The following is a 16,260-nucleotide window of genomic DNA, read 5'->3' on the forward strand; positions in this document are numbered from 1 at the left end:
GGCAGGCTACTTGCGCCTGGCCTGCTGGCGCAATTGCTGCACCTCGTCCTGAGCCTGGGTTGCCCGTCGTAGCGCCTCGTTGGCGGTCTGCTCGACCAGATCGATGCGGTAACACACTTGATCGGCGCGCAACCGTGCGGTGGCGGCATTGTTCTCCGCCGATTCCAGGCGCGCATCGTACTCCTCGGCGCGCCACGCCGTGCAGCCGGACGCGGTAATTAGCAGCAGGCTTGCCCACCCGCAAAGCACATAACGTCGCATTTCCATACCCTCGTGCATGCCCAAGACACGCTGAGTATCGATTGCGGCGTGCGCCGCAGCCTGACATTTGTCAACCGCGAACGGCCTGTTCACCGGGTTTGACCTTTATCAATCGCGCTGTGGGGCACACGTGTAGAAACAAGTACTCAGGGCACTTCAGCCCCTCCCCTATCCGCTACCGGAGCCGATCATGAACGACCTTGACTTGCGAGACCTTGTGCTCGAAGAGCTGGAATTCAAACCCGATATCAACGCTGCCAGCATCGGTGTGACGGTGCAGGACGGTGTAGTCACCCTCTCCGGGCACGTCAACAGCTACGCCCAGAAAGTCAGTGCCGAGCGCACGGTCAAGGCCATGAAAGGCGTGCGCGGCCTGGCCGAGGAAATAGAGGTACGCCTGAACAAACTCGAAGGTACCGCTGACGACACCATTGCCAGCCGTGCCCTGAACATCATCGCCTGGAGCTCGGACGCCAACGTGGAGGGCATCAAGGTCACCGTGCAGAAAGGGACGGTGACCCTGGAAGGCCAGCTCGATTGGCAATACCAGAAGGAAGTGATCGAACAGGCGGTCTGGCGCCTGTCGGGCGTGGTCGGCGTGCACAACCGCATCACCCTCAAAGCCCGGGCCGACGCGGTCGATATCAAGCGCCACATCGAAGACGCACTCAAGCGCAGCGCCGAGATCCAGGCCGAAGGCATCCGCGTCACGGTCAACGGTAGCGTGGTCAAGCTGGAAGGGAAGGTCCACTTGCTGCGCGAGCGAGAAGTGGTCGAGCGTGCGGCCTGGTCGGTGCCGGGCGTCAGCAAGGTCGAAGATTATCTGTTGATCGCCTAGCGCCGCCGCGCCGAGGAGAGATGGCCATGAACAAGGATCAGCCCTGGAAGCTCTACTTACTGGCAGTCGGCCTGGCGGTGCTCGCAGCCGTGCAGTTCGGCCTGTTCAGCCAGCCGGCCGTGCAAGCCATCCCTTACAGCCAGTTCCTGCAGTTGCTCGATCAGCAGAAGGTCAGCGACCTGCATATCGAGCATGACCGTATCCTCGGCAGGCTGCAGGAGCCGATCGATGGCCATTCGGTGTTCTCCACCGTGCGCGTCGACCCGACACTGAGCGAGCAGTTGGGGCGCTCGGGCGTGGCCTTCACCGGTGTTACCGAAGACAGCACGGTAGCGACCGTGCTGGGCGCATTCATGCCGCTGCTGATGATGCTGGCGCTGTGGTACTTCCTGTTCCACGGGCTGGGGCAGAAACAGGGGTTGGGCGGGTTGATGGGGGTGGGCAAGTCGCGCGCGCGGGTTTATGTCGAACATGACACCCAGGTGACCTTTGCCGATGTGGCCGGTATCGACGACGTCAAGGGCGAGCTGACCGAGATCGTGGCCTTCCTGAAAAACAAGGCGTGGTATGCACGCCTTGGCGCCCATGTACCCAAAGGCACGTTGCTGGTCGGCCCGCCCGGCACCGGCAAGACCCTGGTCGCCAAGGCAATCGCCGGGGAAGCGGCGGTGCCGTTCTTCTCGATCTCCGGCTCGGAGTTCGTGGAGATGTTCGTGGGCGTGGGTGCCGCACGGGTACGTGACCTCTTCGACCAGGCCCGCCAGGCTGCACCTTGCATCATTTTCATCGACGAGCTGGATGCCCTGGGCAAGATGCGCGGCGTCGGCAGCTTTGGCGGCAATGACGAGAAAGAACAAACCCTCAATCAGTTGCTCGCCGAGCTCGACGGTTTCGACCCACGTGAAGGCGTGGTGCTGTTGGCCGCGACCAATCGCCCGGAAGTGCTGGACCCGGCGCTGCTGCGTGCCGGGCGCTTCGACCGGCAGATTCTCATCGACCGGCCCGACCGCAAGGGCCGCCTGGCGATCCTGAAAGTCCACCTGCACAAGATCATCTACAAGAATGACCTGGACTGCGAGCGGATTGCCGAGATTACCCCGGGCCTGACGGGCGCCGACCTGGCCAACCTGGTCAACGAGGCGGCCATCGTCGCGACCCGGCGCTCCAGCCAGTGGGTCGAGTTGCAGGACTTTACCGCTGCAGTCGAGCGCCTGGTGGCAGGTGTCGAGCGCAAGGGCAGCGTGTTGCGCAGCGACGAACGCCAGGTGGTGGCGTACCACGAAATGGGGCATGCCCTGGCCGCCAGCAGCCTGCCGGCAATGGATCCGGTCCACAAGGTGTCGATCATTCCCCGCGCCGCAGGTTCACTGGGTTACACCTTGCAGCGGCCGACCGACGACCGCTTCCTGATCAGCGCGCAGATGCTGCGCGACCGCCTGGTGGTGCTGATGGCCGGGCGCGCCGCCGAGCACCTTGCGTTCGGCCAGGTCTCCACGGGCGCCGCCGACGACCTGGGACGCGCCACCGACATTGCCCGCCAACTGGTGACCCGATTCGGCATGAACCCCGTTTTGGGCCAGGCGGTACTGGAACGGCAACAAGCCGGCTTTCTGAGCGACTCGGTACTGCACCAGGCGCTCAAGGACTACTCCGAGCAGACCGCGCGCGAGATCGACCTGGCCATCCGCAGCTTGCTGGAAGAAGCCTATGGCCGCGCCCGGTCGTTGCTGGAGCAGCGCCGCCACGACCTGGATACAGGCGCGCGCCTGTTGCTGGCGAAGGAGACCATCACCCCCGAGGAGTTCCCCGCGCTGCTGCCGCAAGCCAGGGAGCCTGCCACCTATGTGTTGGTCGATGCCACGAAATGAACCGCCGATCCTGGCCAGGGTACCCACGATGCTCTCTGTCACGCTGATCAACATGCTCGTGGTGATCCTGGTGGTGATCATTCATTACGAATGCCTGCTGCGCCTGAACGACTGGCTCCCTCGGCTCAAGCTCTGGAGCCGTTTTCGCATCGTGGCAGGCGTATTCGGCGCGCTGCTGGCGCACGCTGTGGAGGTGTGGTGCTTTGCCCTGGCCTATTACCTGATGGCCCATGCCCCTGGCTGGGGTACGCTCAGCGGCAATTTCGACGGGAGCTTCCTGGACTGCGTGTATTTCTCCTTCACCACCTATACCACGATAGGCTTCGGCGACATCGCCCCCACCGGCCATCTCAAGTACCTCACCGGCCTGCAGGCCCTGACGGGCCTGGTACTGATCACCTGGACCGCGTCCTTCCTGTTCCTGGAAATGCAGAAGTACTGGAAGGCCAAGTAGCGCTGGGTCAAGCACCTGGGGGGGAAGTCCATCGCCATTGCGCAACTTCAGGCATGTCTTCGCCATGTTCGATGAGGTAGAGCTTGTGCTTCTCCATCATTGCCCAATAGCGGGCGCGGGCCTGCTCGAGCCGAGGCTGCAAGCGTGGCACGCGCTCGAACACATCGAGCAGCAACTGGTAGCGGTCCAGGTTGTTGATGACCGCCATGTCGAACGGCGTGGTGGTTGCGCCCTCTTCGCGAAAGCCCCGCACATGAAAACGTTGCGGATTGGCGCGCTTGTAAATCAGGCGGTGGATCAACGCCGGGTAGCCGTGGAAGGCGAAGATGACCGGTCGATCTTCGGTAAACAGCCCAGTGAAGTCGCTGTCGGACAGCCCGTGAGGGTGCTGTTGTGACAGTTGCAGCGCCATGAGGTCAACGACATTCACCACCCTCACGCGCACATCAGGAGCCTGCTCCTGTAGCAGTGTAACTGCCGCCAGCACCTCCAGTGTCGGCACATCGCCCGCGCAGGCAAGCACCACCTCGGGCATCTCGTCATCGTGGGAGGCCCAGCCCCAACGTCCGATACCTGATTGGCAATGCACGGCGGCCGCTTCGCCATCAAGCCATTGCCACTCCATCTGCTTGCCGGCGACGATCACATTGATGTACCCACGGCTGCGCAGGCAATGCTCAGCCACCGATAACAGGCAATTGGCGTCAGGTGGCAGATAGATCCGCGCAAGATTGGCCTTCTTGTTTGCCAGCAGGTCGAGCAAACCCGGGTCCTGGTGCGAGAAACCATTATGGTCCTGCCGCCAGACATGCGAAGTCAGGAGGATATTCAATGAGGCGATCGGCTTGCGCCACGGTACCTCGGCAGCTGTCTTGAGCCATTTGGCATGTTGGTTGATCATCGAATCGACGATATGGATGAAGGCTTCGTAGCAGGAAAACAGGCCGTGGCGGCCCGTCAGTAGATACCCCTCCAGCCAGCCCTCGCAGATATGCTCACTGAGGATCTCCATGACCCGCCCTTGTGCCGAAAGGTGTACATCATCGCTGGCCTGAGCATCCAGCCAAACCTTGTCGGTCACCTCGAACACTGCATCCAGGCGGTTGGACGCCGTTTCGTCAGGACCGAACAGGCGAAAATTCTGCGACGCCAGGCTGTTCTTCATGACATCGCGCACATAACCGCCCAGCACTCTGGTCGCCTCGGCCCGCACCTGGCCCGGCCCCGGCATCGGCACGCAGTAATCGGCGTAGTGCGGTAAATCCAGTGAGCGCAACAAAAGACCGCCGTTGGCATGCGGGCTCGCGCTCATGCGCCGCCGGCCAGTCGGGGTCAGCGCAGCCAGATCAGGCACCAACGTACCCTGTGCGTCAAAAAGCTCATGGGGACGGTAACTTTCCAGCCATTGTTGCAACTGCATCAGGTGCGACGGTTTGCCAAGGTCCGCCAACGGCAACTGATGGGACCGCCAGGTGCCCTCTACGCGTTGCCCATCTACGTACCTGGGCCCCGTCCACCCTTTTGGGGTACGAAGAATCAGGACCGGCCACAATGGCCTGTCGACCACCTGCGGGTCTTCGGCATGCCGCGCGAGGCGCTGGATCTGACTGATCTTCTCGTAGATGACATCCAGCGTCCTGGCCAAAGCACGATGGACGTCCGTGGGCTCGTCACCCTCGACAAAATAGGGATCATAACCGTAGCCTTACATGAGGCTGGTCAGTTCCTCCTCACTGATCGTCGACAGCACGCTGGGGTTGGCGATCTTGTAACCGTTCAGATGCAAAATGGGCAGCACCGCGCCGTCGCGGGCGGGGTTGAGGAACTTGTTGCAGTGCCAGCTCGCAGCCAGAGGCCCGGTTTCGGCTTCACCATCACCAATGACGCACGCCACGATCAGTTGCGGATTGTCCAGTGCAGCACCATAGGCATGGGCCAGCGAATAGCCCAGTTCGCCCCCTTCGTGAATGGAGCCAGGCACATGGGGACCGACATGGCTGCCAATGCCATAAGGCCAGGAAAACTGCTGAAAGAGCCGGGCCATGCCAAGTGCGTTGCGCTCGACCGATGGGTTGAGCTCGGTGTAGGTACCATCGAGGTACGCCTGAGCGACCAGAGCGGGACCGCCGTGGCCGGGCCCCGTGACGAACAGCACATTGAGGCTGTACTGGCGAATCAACCGGTTCAGATGGGTATAGATCAGATTGAGCCCCGGCGAAGTCCCCCAGTGGCCCAGCAATCGGGGTTTGACATCCGCCAAGGTCAATGGCCTGGTCAACAAGGCATTACCCTGCAGATAGATCTGGCCAACGGTGAGGTAGTTTGCCGCCCGCCAATAGGCGTCCAGGCTTTCGAGTTCTTCAGCACTGGGGAAATCACTCATGCCAGCCTCCTGTCTTGATCGCGCACGGGTGCGCTCAAAGGTCTTCGCCGCGCAGGTCTTCCTCCCGCCGGCTCTGTTGACGGATCAGCAGTGACAGTTCGTGCAGGTGGTCGGACAGAAGCCCCACCAAGTCGTCGGCCGTGGCGATTCCGACCAGCAGGCCGAAGTCATCGACTACCGGAATGCGTCGGATATTGGCGCGCCGCATGTTGAGGATGACATCGAACAAGTCTTCGTTCTGGTTCGCGGTGATCAGAGGCCGAGGCAGCACATCGACCGCCTGCAGGTCTTCCTGATCCGGTGGATTGCGCGCGATGATGCGCAACGCCAGGTCGCGATCGGTGATCAGGCCGATGGGCCGACAACGCTCGCGGTCGACATGTTCGGCCAATACCAGGTCGCCAACATGGTACTGATTCATCATGCGCGCTGCGGCATAGATGGAAATACCGGGTGGTGCAGTGACCACGTCACGGTTGCAGTATTTGCCAATGGACATCATGTTTTACCTCCACAGGCGGAGCCTCCTTGCTCCTCGATGCAGCGAAAATGGGTGAGATCATTTACCGTTCTTGATCGGAATCACCTTTTCCGGATGGATGGCTTCGGCGCGCTTGGGCAGGTGCACCAGCAGCACGCCTTTGCTGAACTGGGCATTGATCTTCTCGGCGTCAACTTCACGGGGCAACTGGAAAACCCGTTCGAAGCTGCCGTAATGGCGCTCGGACAGGTGGTATTCCTTGCGTTTTTCGTCCTTTTCCTCCTGTTTCTCGCCGCGGATCACCAGGTTGCCATTGGCGAGTTTGATCTCGATGTCCTTGTCATCTACGCCAGGCAACTCGGCGCTGATGCGGTACTCCTCGGCCAGCTCGCTGATGTCCATGGCTGGCATACCGTGGGTGAACAAGTCACGCCGCCAGAAGGGTTCGAGATCGAACGGTGTGTGGCTGAACGGCATGCGCATCGGCCGCCGGCCGAAATCTTCGAACAGGCTGTCGATCTGACGGCGCAATTGCTGGAAGGGCCGCCACAGATCCGAAGGTTCGACGCTGGGCGGCGAAGCTTTGGCTGGCTGGGTGGCGACCGGGGTAACAGGCACTTTCTTGGCAACTTCTGACATGGCGACCTCCTCGAAATGAGTAATGCCTCCCAGGGAGACGCCTCGAGCATGCGCCGTGGGGCTGCCCCCCGTTTGACCTTTATCAAGAGCGTGGCGCCCCTTCCGCCCGCCGGTTTGATCCTGGTCAACATGCCGCATTGACCACGGCCTAGGCAGATATCAGCAAGACATAATTACAGTCCGAGGCAGCCATGAACCAAGAGGGCGGTGCCAGCGTCCGCTTGCTGCAAACGTTGCCGGGGCCGGGCATCCAGCAATTCGTGCGCCTGGCCCTGTGCCGCCAGCCGTGCAGCGAGGCAATGGCAGGCCAGTACTGCATGCTCGGCCGTGGTAGCGAGTGCTGGCCATGCAGCTACGTACCCCTGCCTGGCGTCGCTGGGCAATTTATCGTCAGCATTCAGAGTGCGCAGCCATTAGGTCGACAGGGGGAACTGTTCGACTATTCCGGGCCGCTTGGCAGCGCCTGGCCGCTGCCCCTGCAAAGTACAAGGCTGTTAGCCATCAGTCGCGCCGATGGCCTGCTGCCCTTGCTGGGCGCGCTGGATGAGATTCGCTGCTGGCTGCCTTGGGTGCAATTGCAGCTGTCACATGAGGGCATTGCCGCCGAACTCCTGCCAGACGATTGTCAAACCTGGCTGTCGGCGCTGTCGCCACTGCCGCGTGATATCAGCAGTGGCTGGTGGCAAACCAGACGCTTGCTGACCACCTTTCACCCGGACACGGTCTACTGCTGCGCACCGCCACAGGTAGCGCGCCAGCTGGCTCAGCTGTGCTGGCAAACCGGCGTAGCCCCGCAGCGCATCTGGATACGCACAGATCATGTACCACGCACACTCTGCGTTAGGCCACCACTCGAACGCTGGCCTGTGCAACGCTATGACCGATTGCTTGCTGCACTCAAGTGGGCTCCTCTAGGTGGGTCAGGTTGACCAAGCCTTGCATGTCGATGAGCCTGACCTCACGCCCGACGCATTGCAGGAAACCTGAATGGACGAAACGGCCGAACAGGCGGCTGATCGTTTCCTGCGTGAGGTCCAGGTAGTTGGCGATATCAGCTCGGGACATCGGCAGCTTGAACATATCAGCCCACAGCCCCCGCGCCTGGTAACGCGCCGACATGCCTAGGAGGAAGATCGCCAGCCGCTGCTCGGCACGCCCGTGGCAGCATCGCAGGTGCTCGTCCTTGCCCTGGATCCCCAGGCTGAGCATATGCAACAACTGATACCGAAGCCCCGGAATCTGCCCGGACAGGTCCACCAGCTGGTCCAGCCGGATGGAGCAGACCAGCGAGATTTCCAGGGCAATGGCAAAGCTTCGGTAATGGCTGGCACCAATGGCGTCCAGCCCCAGCATTTCCCCTGGCAGGAGGAAGCCGGTCACCCGTTCGGTGCCGTCGGCATCGAGCAGGAAATTCTTGATCGCCCCGGAGCGCAAGGCGAACACGTGCTCCATGGGCTCATTGGCCTTGAACAGGTATTCACCCCGCTTCAACGGCCGGTTACGGCGGACAATCCGCTCCAGCTTGTCCACTTCGTCGGCACTGAGGCTGGCGGGCAAACAGAGCCGGCTCAACGAGCACGCAAGGCACTTCACATGGGGCCTTGCCCCCATTTCTGCAGAGCCTGACATGACGATGCCTCCGCTTTTTTGCAGGCGGGCATCTATTTAAGTTAGCGGCCTCACAAAACGTTAGCGGTCTGTCCGACCAAGGGTTGGATGCCACCCGAGGCAACTTGATGAAGATCAAGCCACGCCTTGCCCGCGCCCGCATGCTCAAGCGTCGAAAACTTCGTTGAATCCCGACTGTTTACCGGGGCGCTATCCGCTAAAAGGTGAAAGATCATGCAAATCAAGAGATTGCTCGTAATTGCAGTGGACGAAGATTGGTACGATCCGGCTATCGAACAAGCGGTGGAGCTGGCGATGGCAATCGGCGCCTCTGTGACCCTTGCCATCCAGCCAGCGCCCGCTGGGCAGGCCAGGCACGTCGATACCCTGAGCCGACAGAAAAGCCTGACCAAGGTCTTGCTCGACAGTGGCATCCAACTGGAGTCCGAGGTCAGGCGAATCAAGCCCACGGCCGCAGCATTGGTCAAACTGGCAAGGGCATGCGACGCCGACCTGATGATCCTGCAGGCTCAAGCCGACGGGCGCGTCAGTTTCGGCCTCGAACTGATGCGGCTTGCGCCCTGCCCCGTGTTGTTCGCACGGGAACGTTCAGAGTCAATTCAAGCCAAGCTGTTCGTAGCAGCGCCCGCCAGCTGCGAAGACCTGGACGACGGGGACGCGAATGCCGCAGTCGTCGAAGCCGCGAGGCTCATAACCCACGCGCGCAAGGCGAAGATGCATCTCTTCTGCGTTTATGACCAGGCCGCCCTCCTGCGTCACAGCGAGCACTACAGCCTGGCGGAAATCCCCTCGTATGAATCCCTCGCAAGCGCATTCAAACGCTTCGTCGCGCAACTGGGTATCCCTGACGCCCATCACCAGTTGATCGTCGGATCATGCGCGCACACCCTCTGCGCATACGCCAATCGCTGTGGCTACGACACTGTGGTGATCACCAGCCCTCACCGCGCCTGGCAGTTTGCGACCCTGGAATACCTATTAAGCAGCCTGAAATGCAGCTTGCTCGTGGTCCCCGTCAAGGCACGCCAGCAGCAGTTGGCTATCCCTGAATCGGAGGAGCTTCTTCAATCGGTTTGACAGTTCATCAGTGAAGCATTTGACAACTGTCAAGTCAGCGCAGCGCCCACTGTCGACACTGAACTTCCTTGTTCATTCAACATAGAGGACATTGCCATGGCGCCCGCCGAAACTTCCCGTCTGCACACAACGCCTTCGTTCCCCAAACCTTCGGGTGAATACTGGATCGAAGCCCTTGAAAACGGCGTTCACGTGTTGATCAGGCCCTTGCAAGCCCAGGACCGAGCACGCGAAAAAGCCTTCATCGAACGGCTGTCACCCGAATCGCGGCATTTCCGCTTCCTGTGCCAGTTCAGGGAGCCCGGTGAGGCAATGCTCGACCAGCTGATGAAGGTCGACCAGGATCGCCAGGCGGCCTATGTCGCTCTCGCCCACGTGGATGGCGAATTGCAGGAAGTGGGCATTTCCCGCTACGCCACCGCTAGCGGCAAGGATGAGTGCGAATGCGCCGTTACCGTCATGGACAGCTGGCAGCACCATGGTTTGGGCCGCCTGCTGCTCAAGCACCTGATCGATCATGCCCGAGCCAAGGGGTTGCGGCAGATGTATTCGGTCGATGCGGCAGCCAACCAGGCGATGCGCGACCTGGCCAAGGCGGCGGGGTTCACCACCGCCGCTGACCCGGATGACCCCAGCCAAGTCATTCACCGGCTTTCCCTGATCTGACCCCGGGCCGCCGCACCCTGACGGGTCAAGGCGCGGCGGACCGACTACGGAAGCATCCCCATGAACGGCCCTTCGAAGAAATTGATGGAAAAACTCTACGGCAAGCAGTATCAGGTCGACACCGGCGATATTGCCCCGGTGCTTCATCAGTACGCCGAACCTTTGCCGGACCTGGATACGCCGGCATTCGCAGCGCTGTTCGACCGCTACGCTGACGCGCGCGTCATCCTGCTGGGCGAGGCAAGCCACGGCAGCAGCGAATTCTATCGCGCCCGAGCGGCGATCACCCGGCGCCTGATCGAACAGCATGGCTTCAATATCGTCGCCGTCGAGGCCGACTGGCCGGATGCTGGGCATGTCGATCAGTACGTCCGAGGCTTGGCGCACTCGGCGTGGAAACGCCATTTTTTCAGCCGTTTTCCGACCTGGATGTGGCGCAATAGCGAAGTCAAAGCCTTCGCCCAATGGCTGCACGGGCACAACCGCAGGCTGCCCACCGACCATCGCGTGGAATTCCGCGGCCTGGATGTCTACAGCCTGCGCAATTCCATCCATGAAGTCCTGGCGTATCTGGACCGGGTCGATCCGCATCTGGCCCATGAAGCCCGTCGCCGCTACGGTTGCCTGACGCCTTGGCAGGACGACCCCGCGCTGTACGGGCACTTTGTCGAGCGCGGTGGCGTCATGCCCTGCGAGCAACCGGTGATCCAGCAGTTGAATGTCATGCTCGCGGAGCAATTGTCAGGGCTTATCCGCAATGATGAAGCCTTCTTCAACGCCACACAGAACGCACGTGTAATCATCGCCGCAGAGCAGTACTACCGCGCCATTTACCGAGGTTCGACGGCTTCCTGGAACCTGCGCGACCGGCACATGTTCGATACCTTGCGCGCGCTGCTGGAACACCGTGGTCCCCACGCCAAGGCGGTAGTCTGGGCACACAACTCCCATATCGGCAACGCTGGCGCCACGGAAATGGGCTGGAAAGGCCAGTTCAACATCGGCCAGCTTTGCCGCAGCGCTTTCGGGCACGACGCAGTGCTGATCGGCATGGCCACCGACCGCGGCCAGGTGGCCGCCGCCGATGACTGGGACGGCGACATGCAGATCAAGGAAATCCGTCCTTCGCGCAGCGACAGCTGGGAGCACCAGTTCCGCCTCGCAGGCGTGCCAGCTTGCCTGAGCGACTGGCGCGACCCACAGCGCAAGGAGTTGCGCCATGTGTTGTCCACGGTGCTACTCGAACGCGCCATCGGCGTCATCTATCGCCCCGAGAGCGAACGGCTCAGCCACTACTTCGAGGCGGTGCTGGCCGAGCAGTTCGATGCGCTGCTGTGGTTCGAGCAGACCCAGCCGGTCACTGCCCTGGCCTTGCCGAAACAACAGCATCTTGAGCCTGAAGACGAAACCTATCCATTTGGTGTATGAGCCTCGGCGAAGCCCCATCACTGCAGGTATTTCACAAACCAGTCACCGGCAAGCGCAGCGGCCTTTGCCAAGGTACCCGGTTCTTCGAAAAGATGCGTAGCACCTGGCACCACTTCAAGATGCCGCTCACAGCCAAGCAAGCGATCCACCTGACGATTGAGCTCAAGCACAAGGGCATCCCGGCTACCTACGATGTGCAACGTTGGCGCCTGTACACGGTCGAGCATCGGTCCCGCCAGGTCTGTTCTGCCACCTCTGCTCACCACCGCCGCCACCCGCTCGGGACGCTGCGCAGCCGCCCACAGGGCCGCAGCGGCCCCCGTGCTGGCACCGAACAAGCCAATGCGCAATGTGCCCAACTGCGGATCGCTTGCAACCCAATCGATGACATCGATCAAGCGCTTGGCCAGCAAGGCGATATCAAAACGCAACTCTCCGGTCTCGTTATCCAGTCGCTGCTCAGCCTCGGTCAGCAGGTCGAAAAGGAGTGATCCCAGGCCACGTGCCGCGAGAACGTCCGCAACGTATTGATTGCGGGCGCTCAAACGCCCGCTGCCACTGCCATGGGCGAAGATGACCAAGGCACGGGCATTGGCCGGCTCGCGTACGTCCGCCAGAAGCTCGACGCCTGCCAGCTTCATCGTCTGCGTGCGAACTTCAACCCTGTGCTCAGTCATGGGGTGCATTCCGGTAAAGTGCTTGCTGATCGGCTTGCCCCATGAGCGTCATGACTTCTTCGTCTGAAGTTTGCGGAAAATCCTGATACCAATAGCCAACCGACACCATCCGCTCAGGCACCAGCGGGCACACCAGTTCATCCACTTCATCGTACAAGGCTTCAAGCGTTTCTGGCGGTGCGACCGGCACGGCCACCACGATCCGCGCCGGTGACTGGGCTCGCGCAGCCTGGATAGCCGCCCTCATCGTGGCGCCGGTCGCCAAGCCATCATCGATGAGAATCACTACCTGATTCTTGAGCTGCAGGGCTGGCCGCCCTCCCCGGTAGGCCCGTTCGCGCCGCGCCAGCTCCTCAGTTTCCCTGGCAACCACGGCGTCGAACAACGCCGGTTCTACCGGATAGGCCCGCAGCATGTCGTCATTGAGGACACTGGCTCCGCCGCTGGCTATCGCACCCATGGCAAACTCGGGGTGAAACGGCATGCCGAGCTTGCGCACCACCAACAGGTCCAGGCGCACGTTGAGGGCGGTCGCGACTTCGTAGGCCACCGGAACGCCACCCCGCGGCAGTGCGAGCACGATCACGTCGGGCCTGCCGGCGTAGCGGGTCAGTGGCTCGACCAGGCTTCGTCCAGCCTGGGTACGGTCGGCGAACAAGGTTGGCAAGGCAAGATCATGGGACATGGGAACACCTCCCGCGCCGCGGTGGGCGCCTGTCATTGCAGCATCCGATGGGGCTCTGATCGCTTCAAGGTGTAACTGCACGCCCCTCCTCGGGCAACAGGTCGAACTGCGCGAGGCAACGCTGCTCATCAGCGGGCGTCAGCGCCTTCAGGCCGCTGACTTCCTGCATGGGCGTTTCGAACAGGGCCAGGCGAAGCACCCCATTGCGCTGCAGAAAGGTCTGAGCCAGGCAGGTGCATACGGGTTTGCCAACCAGCGCAGCGAGCTTGTCATCCTCAGGTACATCGACCTGGGCCTGCAGGTTGGCCGTGCAGTTTTCCACGATCTGCGCCACGGAGCGCCCCGCCAGCCACACAGTGCCAGCACCCAGCAGGACCAGCAGCAGCAACACACTCATCAACCTGTTCGATTCCCGGGTGATTGAACGGAGCAACGCCAACCTGGCCTGCCAACCCGTCTCCTGTCCATTGAAAATGGCCTTGCCGACCGTGCGTTTGACGCCCCGCTGCACCGCCCACCCCAGCGCGACACTCAACGCCAGCAGGCTCAGCAACACCGCCGGGTCGCGCATGGGCATGCGCCAGCTCGGGCTCAATGCGCGGTAGACGGAAGCGGCGACGAGCAAAGCGACGATGGCCACGATCCAACCCAGGCTGCCCCTGGGCCTGTGCATCCAAGCCCGCAGTTTCGCCCTTGCTTGCGTACTCATGATTCACCTCCCGCGCCCGGCTAGCGCACCGGGTCGATGGCGACGGTTTCCTGATACTCCGGCACGCAAACCTGCCAGCCGAGTTCGAGGCTGATGCGCCGTCGCAACGTGTCGGCGGCGTGCGGCTCGCCGTGAATGACATAGGTCTGCCGGGGTGGCCGGGTAAAACCTCGCAACCACTCCATGATTTCGTCGGCGTCGGCGTGCGCGGAGAGGTTCTCCATGGCATGCACCTGCGCCCTTATCGGCACGTCTTCACCCTGCAGGCGCACGCTGCGGGCACCGGCGACGATATCGGCACCCCGCGTGCCGCCGGCCTGAAAGCCGGAGAACAGGATGCTGTTGCGTGGGTTGGGGGCCAGCGTCTTGAGGTGGTGCAGTACCCGGCCACCGGTGGCCATGCCACTGGCGGCAATGATCACCGCCGGTTCGCGCAGCTGGTCCAGGTGCCTGGACTCATCGACTGTTCGCACGATATGCGTGCCTTGGCACATCGCCGCGCACTCGGCGGCCGACAGCCGATGTTCGCTGCGGTACTGCTGGTAGAGGGCGGTGGCGTCGGTGGCCATCGGGCTGTTCAGGTAGACCGGGATATCCGGTATCAACCGGTCGCGCTTGAGCGTGTACAGGTAGTACATCAACAGCTGGGCGCGGCCGACGGCGAACGATGGCACCAGGGTGATGCCATGGCGCAGCAGTGTTTCATTGATGACCTTTGCCAGGTATTGCGCGGTTGATTCGTCAGGGTGCTGGCGATCACCGTAAGTCGACTCGATCAACAGCACGTCCGCCGTCCTGACCAGTTCCGGCGCACGCATGATCGGGTCCTGAGGGCGGCCCAGGTCACCCGAGAACAGCACGGTCTGGCCTTCGGCAGTGATCTGCACCGTCGCCGCACCGAGAATATGCCCAGCGGTACGCATCAGCAGCTCCATGCCGTCGGCAATCGGCAACGGGTGATGCAGCTCCACAGGCTGCAACAGGGCCAAGGCCCGTTTCGCGTCCTGCTCGGTGTAGAGCGGGCGCGCTGGCGTGTGCTTGGAGTAACCGTGGCGGTTGGCATGCTCAGCCTGCTCCTCCTGCAAGCGCGCACTGTCCAACAGCAAGATCTCTGCCAGGGCACAGGTAGCGGGGGTGGCGTAGATCGGCCCGCTGTAGCCCTCCCGCGCCAGCACCGGAAGATAACCGCTATGGTCGAGATGAGCGTGGGTCAGCACCACCGCATCGAGAGCGCGCAAGGCCGGTGGCAGCGGCTCCCAGTTACGCAGGCGCAGTTGTTTGAAGCCCTGGAACAGCCCGCAGTCGACCAGCACCCGCGTGCTGTCGTGGGTCAGCAGGAATTTGCTACCGGTCACGGTCCCCGTGCCGCCAAGAAAGGTCAGTTGCATGGCTCAAGGCTCCCATTGCTCGGCTACGTCAGGGTGCACGGCGAGGACGCTGCAGGGTGGGTGGCTGATGATCCGTTCGGTGGTATCGCCCAGCAGCTTGTCCAGCCCTTTGGGCTGCACGACACCCATCACGAGCGCATCGATATCCAGTGCGGCCACCTGTTCGCGGATCACCTGCACCGGGCCGCCTTCCATGAAGTGCCTGCGCTCCGGCGCGACGCCCTCGGCGTCGGCCAAGGCGTCGAATGGCTCCTGAAGCGCTTCGCGCATCTCGTCGATCCAGGCCTGGGTCACATTCATGTCCGCGGCAAACACGCCGGCCAGGTTGTAGGCCGATAGCAGGTGTAACGGCGCATCACACTGCAGGGCCAGTGACTGGGCGGCGCGGATGAGCCCACGGTTGAAGTGCTCCTGCACAGCAGGTGTTTCGCTGAACGCCGTGTCCACGGCAACCAGGACGCGTCGGGTCAGCGTGAAGGAGGATTTCGGCACAAACTGGATGATGCCTTTGAATCCCCGCATCAAGGCGCAGTCCAGCGGCGTACTGAACAGCCGCGCCAGGGCCGAGGCGGTTTCGCTGTCCTTGATGACCATGTCGGGCTGCAGTTCGCTGATGTAGTCGATGGCCATGCTGCGGATATCGTCTGCATTCAGGGTGTCGACCGTCAGCGTGATGCCACTGCCGCGATGCCGCTCGACCAAAGCGGCCAGCGTTGCCCGATAGTGTTCGTACTGACGCTTGATGTCGGCTTCATTGAGGCGCTCCTCGCGCAGCAGGTGCTCCTCGCTCGGTTCGAACAGCCCCAGCACATGTACGCTGGCGCCGCTGACATGTGCCAGGGCCAGGGCCCTGCGCAGCGCCGCTGAATGCGCATCGACCTCGGTGAGCAGCACCAGCAGTTGTCGGTATTGACCCATGATGAACCTCCGGGCTTGCGCGACTGGGGGGATATGCAGGCGATGTTCCGCGCACAGCCTCGCTGGCGTTTGATGCAGATCAGAAAACTGCCATTGGCCCTGAACTTGACCATTGTCAGAACCGAACCGGTTGGCCACGTTACAACGACTGCACCAGGC

General features: G+C 62.0%; 16 protein-coding genes and 1 pseudogene. 7 read left to right on the plus strand and 10 right to left on the minus strand.

Translation table 11 applies throughout. The features are described 5' to 3' along the window. Nucleotides 1-6 precede the first annotated feature (6 nt). Nucleotides 7-261 carry a hypothetical protein gene (locus APH36_RS04645; protein WP_060497712.1) on the minus strand — a complete coding sequence of 85 codons (255 nt, stop codon included), beginning with the start codon at nt 259-261 and terminating at the stop codon, nt 7-9. A gap of 190 nt (nt 262-451) precedes the next feature. Here APH36_RS04645 and APH36_RS04650 point away from each other — a divergent pair, with 190 nt between their 5' ends. Genes APH36_RS04650 through APH36_RS04660 form a run of 3 tightly spaced genes read left to right on the plus strand, consistent with a single transcriptional unit; the run spans nt 452 to nt 3,421 of the window. After that, nucleotides 452-1,099: a BON domain-containing protein gene (locus APH36_RS04650; protein WP_060497672.1), complete on the plus strand. Its 648-nt coding sequence runs from the start codon at nt 452-454 to the stop codon at nt 1,097-1,099. Between the two features lie 26 nt (nt 1,100-1,125). Further along, entirely contained in the window at nt 1,126-2,967 is a 1,842-nt protein-coding gene (ftsH, locus tag APH36_RS04655; protein WP_060497673.1) for an ATP-dependent zinc metalloprotease FtsH, read from the plus strand. 28 nt (nt 2,968-2,995) lie between these two features. After that, nucleotides 2,996-3,421, plus strand: a complete 426-nt coding sequence (locus tag APH36_RS04660; protein ID WP_027917281.1) for a potassium channel family protein — start codon at nt 2,996-2,998, stop codon at nt 3,419-3,421. Between the two features lie 7 nt (nt 3,422-3,428). Here APH36_RS04660 and APH36_RS04665 read toward each other — a convergent pair. The 3 genes and pseudogenes from APH36_RS04665 to APH36_RS04675 form a co-directional block, all read right to left on the minus strand. Continuing rightward, a pseudogene (locus tag APH36_RS04665) lies at nt 3,429-5,804 on the minus strand (phosphoketolase). 34 nt (nt 5,805-5,838) lie between these two features. Continuing rightward, nucleotides 5,839-6,303 carry a CBS domain-containing protein gene (locus APH36_RS04670; RefSeq protein ID WP_033695979.1) on the minus strand — a complete coding sequence of 155 codons (465 nt, stop codon included), beginning with the start codon at nt 6,301-6,303 and terminating at the stop codon, nt 5,839-5,841. Between the two features lie 60 nt (nt 6,304-6,363). Then, nucleotides 6,364-6,924, minus strand: a complete 561-nt coding sequence (locus APH36_RS04675; protein ID WP_060497674.1) for an Hsp20/alpha crystallin family protein — start codon at nt 6,922-6,924, stop codon at nt 6,364-6,366. Between the two features lie 191 nt (nt 6,925-7,115). Between APH36_RS04675 and APH36_RS04680 the strand changes: the two genes are divergently transcribed. After that, a complete protein-coding gene (locus tag APH36_RS04680) occupies nt 7,116-7,853 on the plus strand; it encodes a hypothetical protein (RefSeq protein ID WP_060497675.1) in 738 nt (245 codons plus the stop codon). Here APH36_RS04680 and fnr read toward each other — a convergent pair. Then, complete coding sequence (fnr, locus tag APH36_RS04685; protein WP_060497676.1) at nt 7,822-8,553, minus strand: fumarate/nitrate reduction transcriptional regulator Fnr; 732 nt, start codon at nt 8,551-8,553, stop codon at nt 7,822-7,824. The genes APH36_RS04680 and fnr overlap by 32 nt on opposite strands. Before the next feature lie 213 nt (nt 8,554-8,766). On the opposite strand from fnr, the gene APH36_RS04690 reads away from it, so the two are divergent. From APH36_RS04690 to APH36_RS04700, 3 genes are all read left to right on the plus strand, one after another. Beyond that, nucleotides 8,767-9,630 carry a universal stress protein gene (locus tag APH36_RS04690; protein ID WP_060497677.1) on the plus strand — a complete coding sequence of 288 codons (864 nt, stop codon included), beginning with the start codon at nt 8,767-8,769 and terminating at the stop codon, nt 9,628-9,630. A 96-nt stretch (nt 9,631-9,726) separates the two neighbouring features. Next, on the plus strand, nt 9,727-10,296 hold the full coding sequence (locus APH36_RS04695) for a GNAT family N-acetyltransferase (protein WP_060497678.1): 570 nt from the start codon (nt 9,727-9,729) through the stop codon (nt 10,294-10,296). 60 nt (nt 10,297-10,356) lie between these two features. Continuing rightward, nucleotides 10,357-11,724 carry an erythromycin esterase family protein gene (locus APH36_RS04700; protein ID WP_060497679.1) on the plus strand — a complete coding sequence of 456 codons (1,368 nt, stop codon included), beginning with the start codon at nt 10,357-10,359 and terminating at the stop codon, nt 11,722-11,724. 17 nt (nt 11,725-11,741) lie between these two features. On the opposite strand, the gene APH36_RS04705 is transcribed toward APH36_RS04700, so the two are convergent. From APH36_RS04705 to APH36_RS04725, 5 genes are all read right to left on the minus strand, one after another. After that, entirely contained in the window at nt 11,742-12,365 is a 624-nt protein-coding gene (locus APH36_RS04705) for a dienelactone hydrolase family protein (protein WP_060497713.1), read from the minus strand. Between the two features lie 28 nt (nt 12,366-12,393). Further along, nucleotides 12,394-13,086 carry a phosphoribosyltransferase gene (locus APH36_RS04710; RefSeq protein WP_060497680.1) on the minus strand — a complete coding sequence of 231 codons (693 nt, stop codon included), beginning with the start codon at nt 13,084-13,086 and terminating at the stop codon, nt 12,394-12,396. Between the two features lie 64 nt (nt 13,087-13,150). Beyond that, nucleotides 13,151-13,759, minus strand: coding sequence for a hypothetical protein (locus APH36_RS04715; RefSeq protein WP_374754779.1), 609 nt, complete (start codon nt 13,757-13,759; stop codon nt 13,151-13,153). 56 nt (nt 13,760-13,815) lie between these two features. Continuing rightward, nucleotides 13,816-15,183 (minus strand): MBL fold metallo-hydrolase RNA specificity domain-containing protein, encoded by a 1,368-nt coding sequence (locus APH36_RS04720; RefSeq protein ID WP_060497681.1) that lies wholly within the window; start codon nt 15,181-15,183, stop codon nt 13,816-13,818. A 3-nt stretch (nt 15,184-15,186) separates the two neighbouring features. Then, nucleotides 15,187-16,101 (minus strand): universal stress protein, encoded by a 915-nt coding sequence (locus tag APH36_RS04725; protein WP_060497682.1) that lies wholly within the window; start codon nt 16,099-16,101, stop codon nt 15,187-15,189. Between the last annotated feature and the right edge of the window lie 159 nt (nt 16,102-16,260).

The sequence above is a fragment of the Pseudomonas sp. NBRC 111133 genome, from assembly GCF_001320605.1.
Taxonomy (GTDB): Bacteria; Pseudomonadota; Gammaproteobacteria; order Pseudomonadales; family Pseudomonadaceae; genus Aquipseudomonas; species Aquipseudomonas monteilii.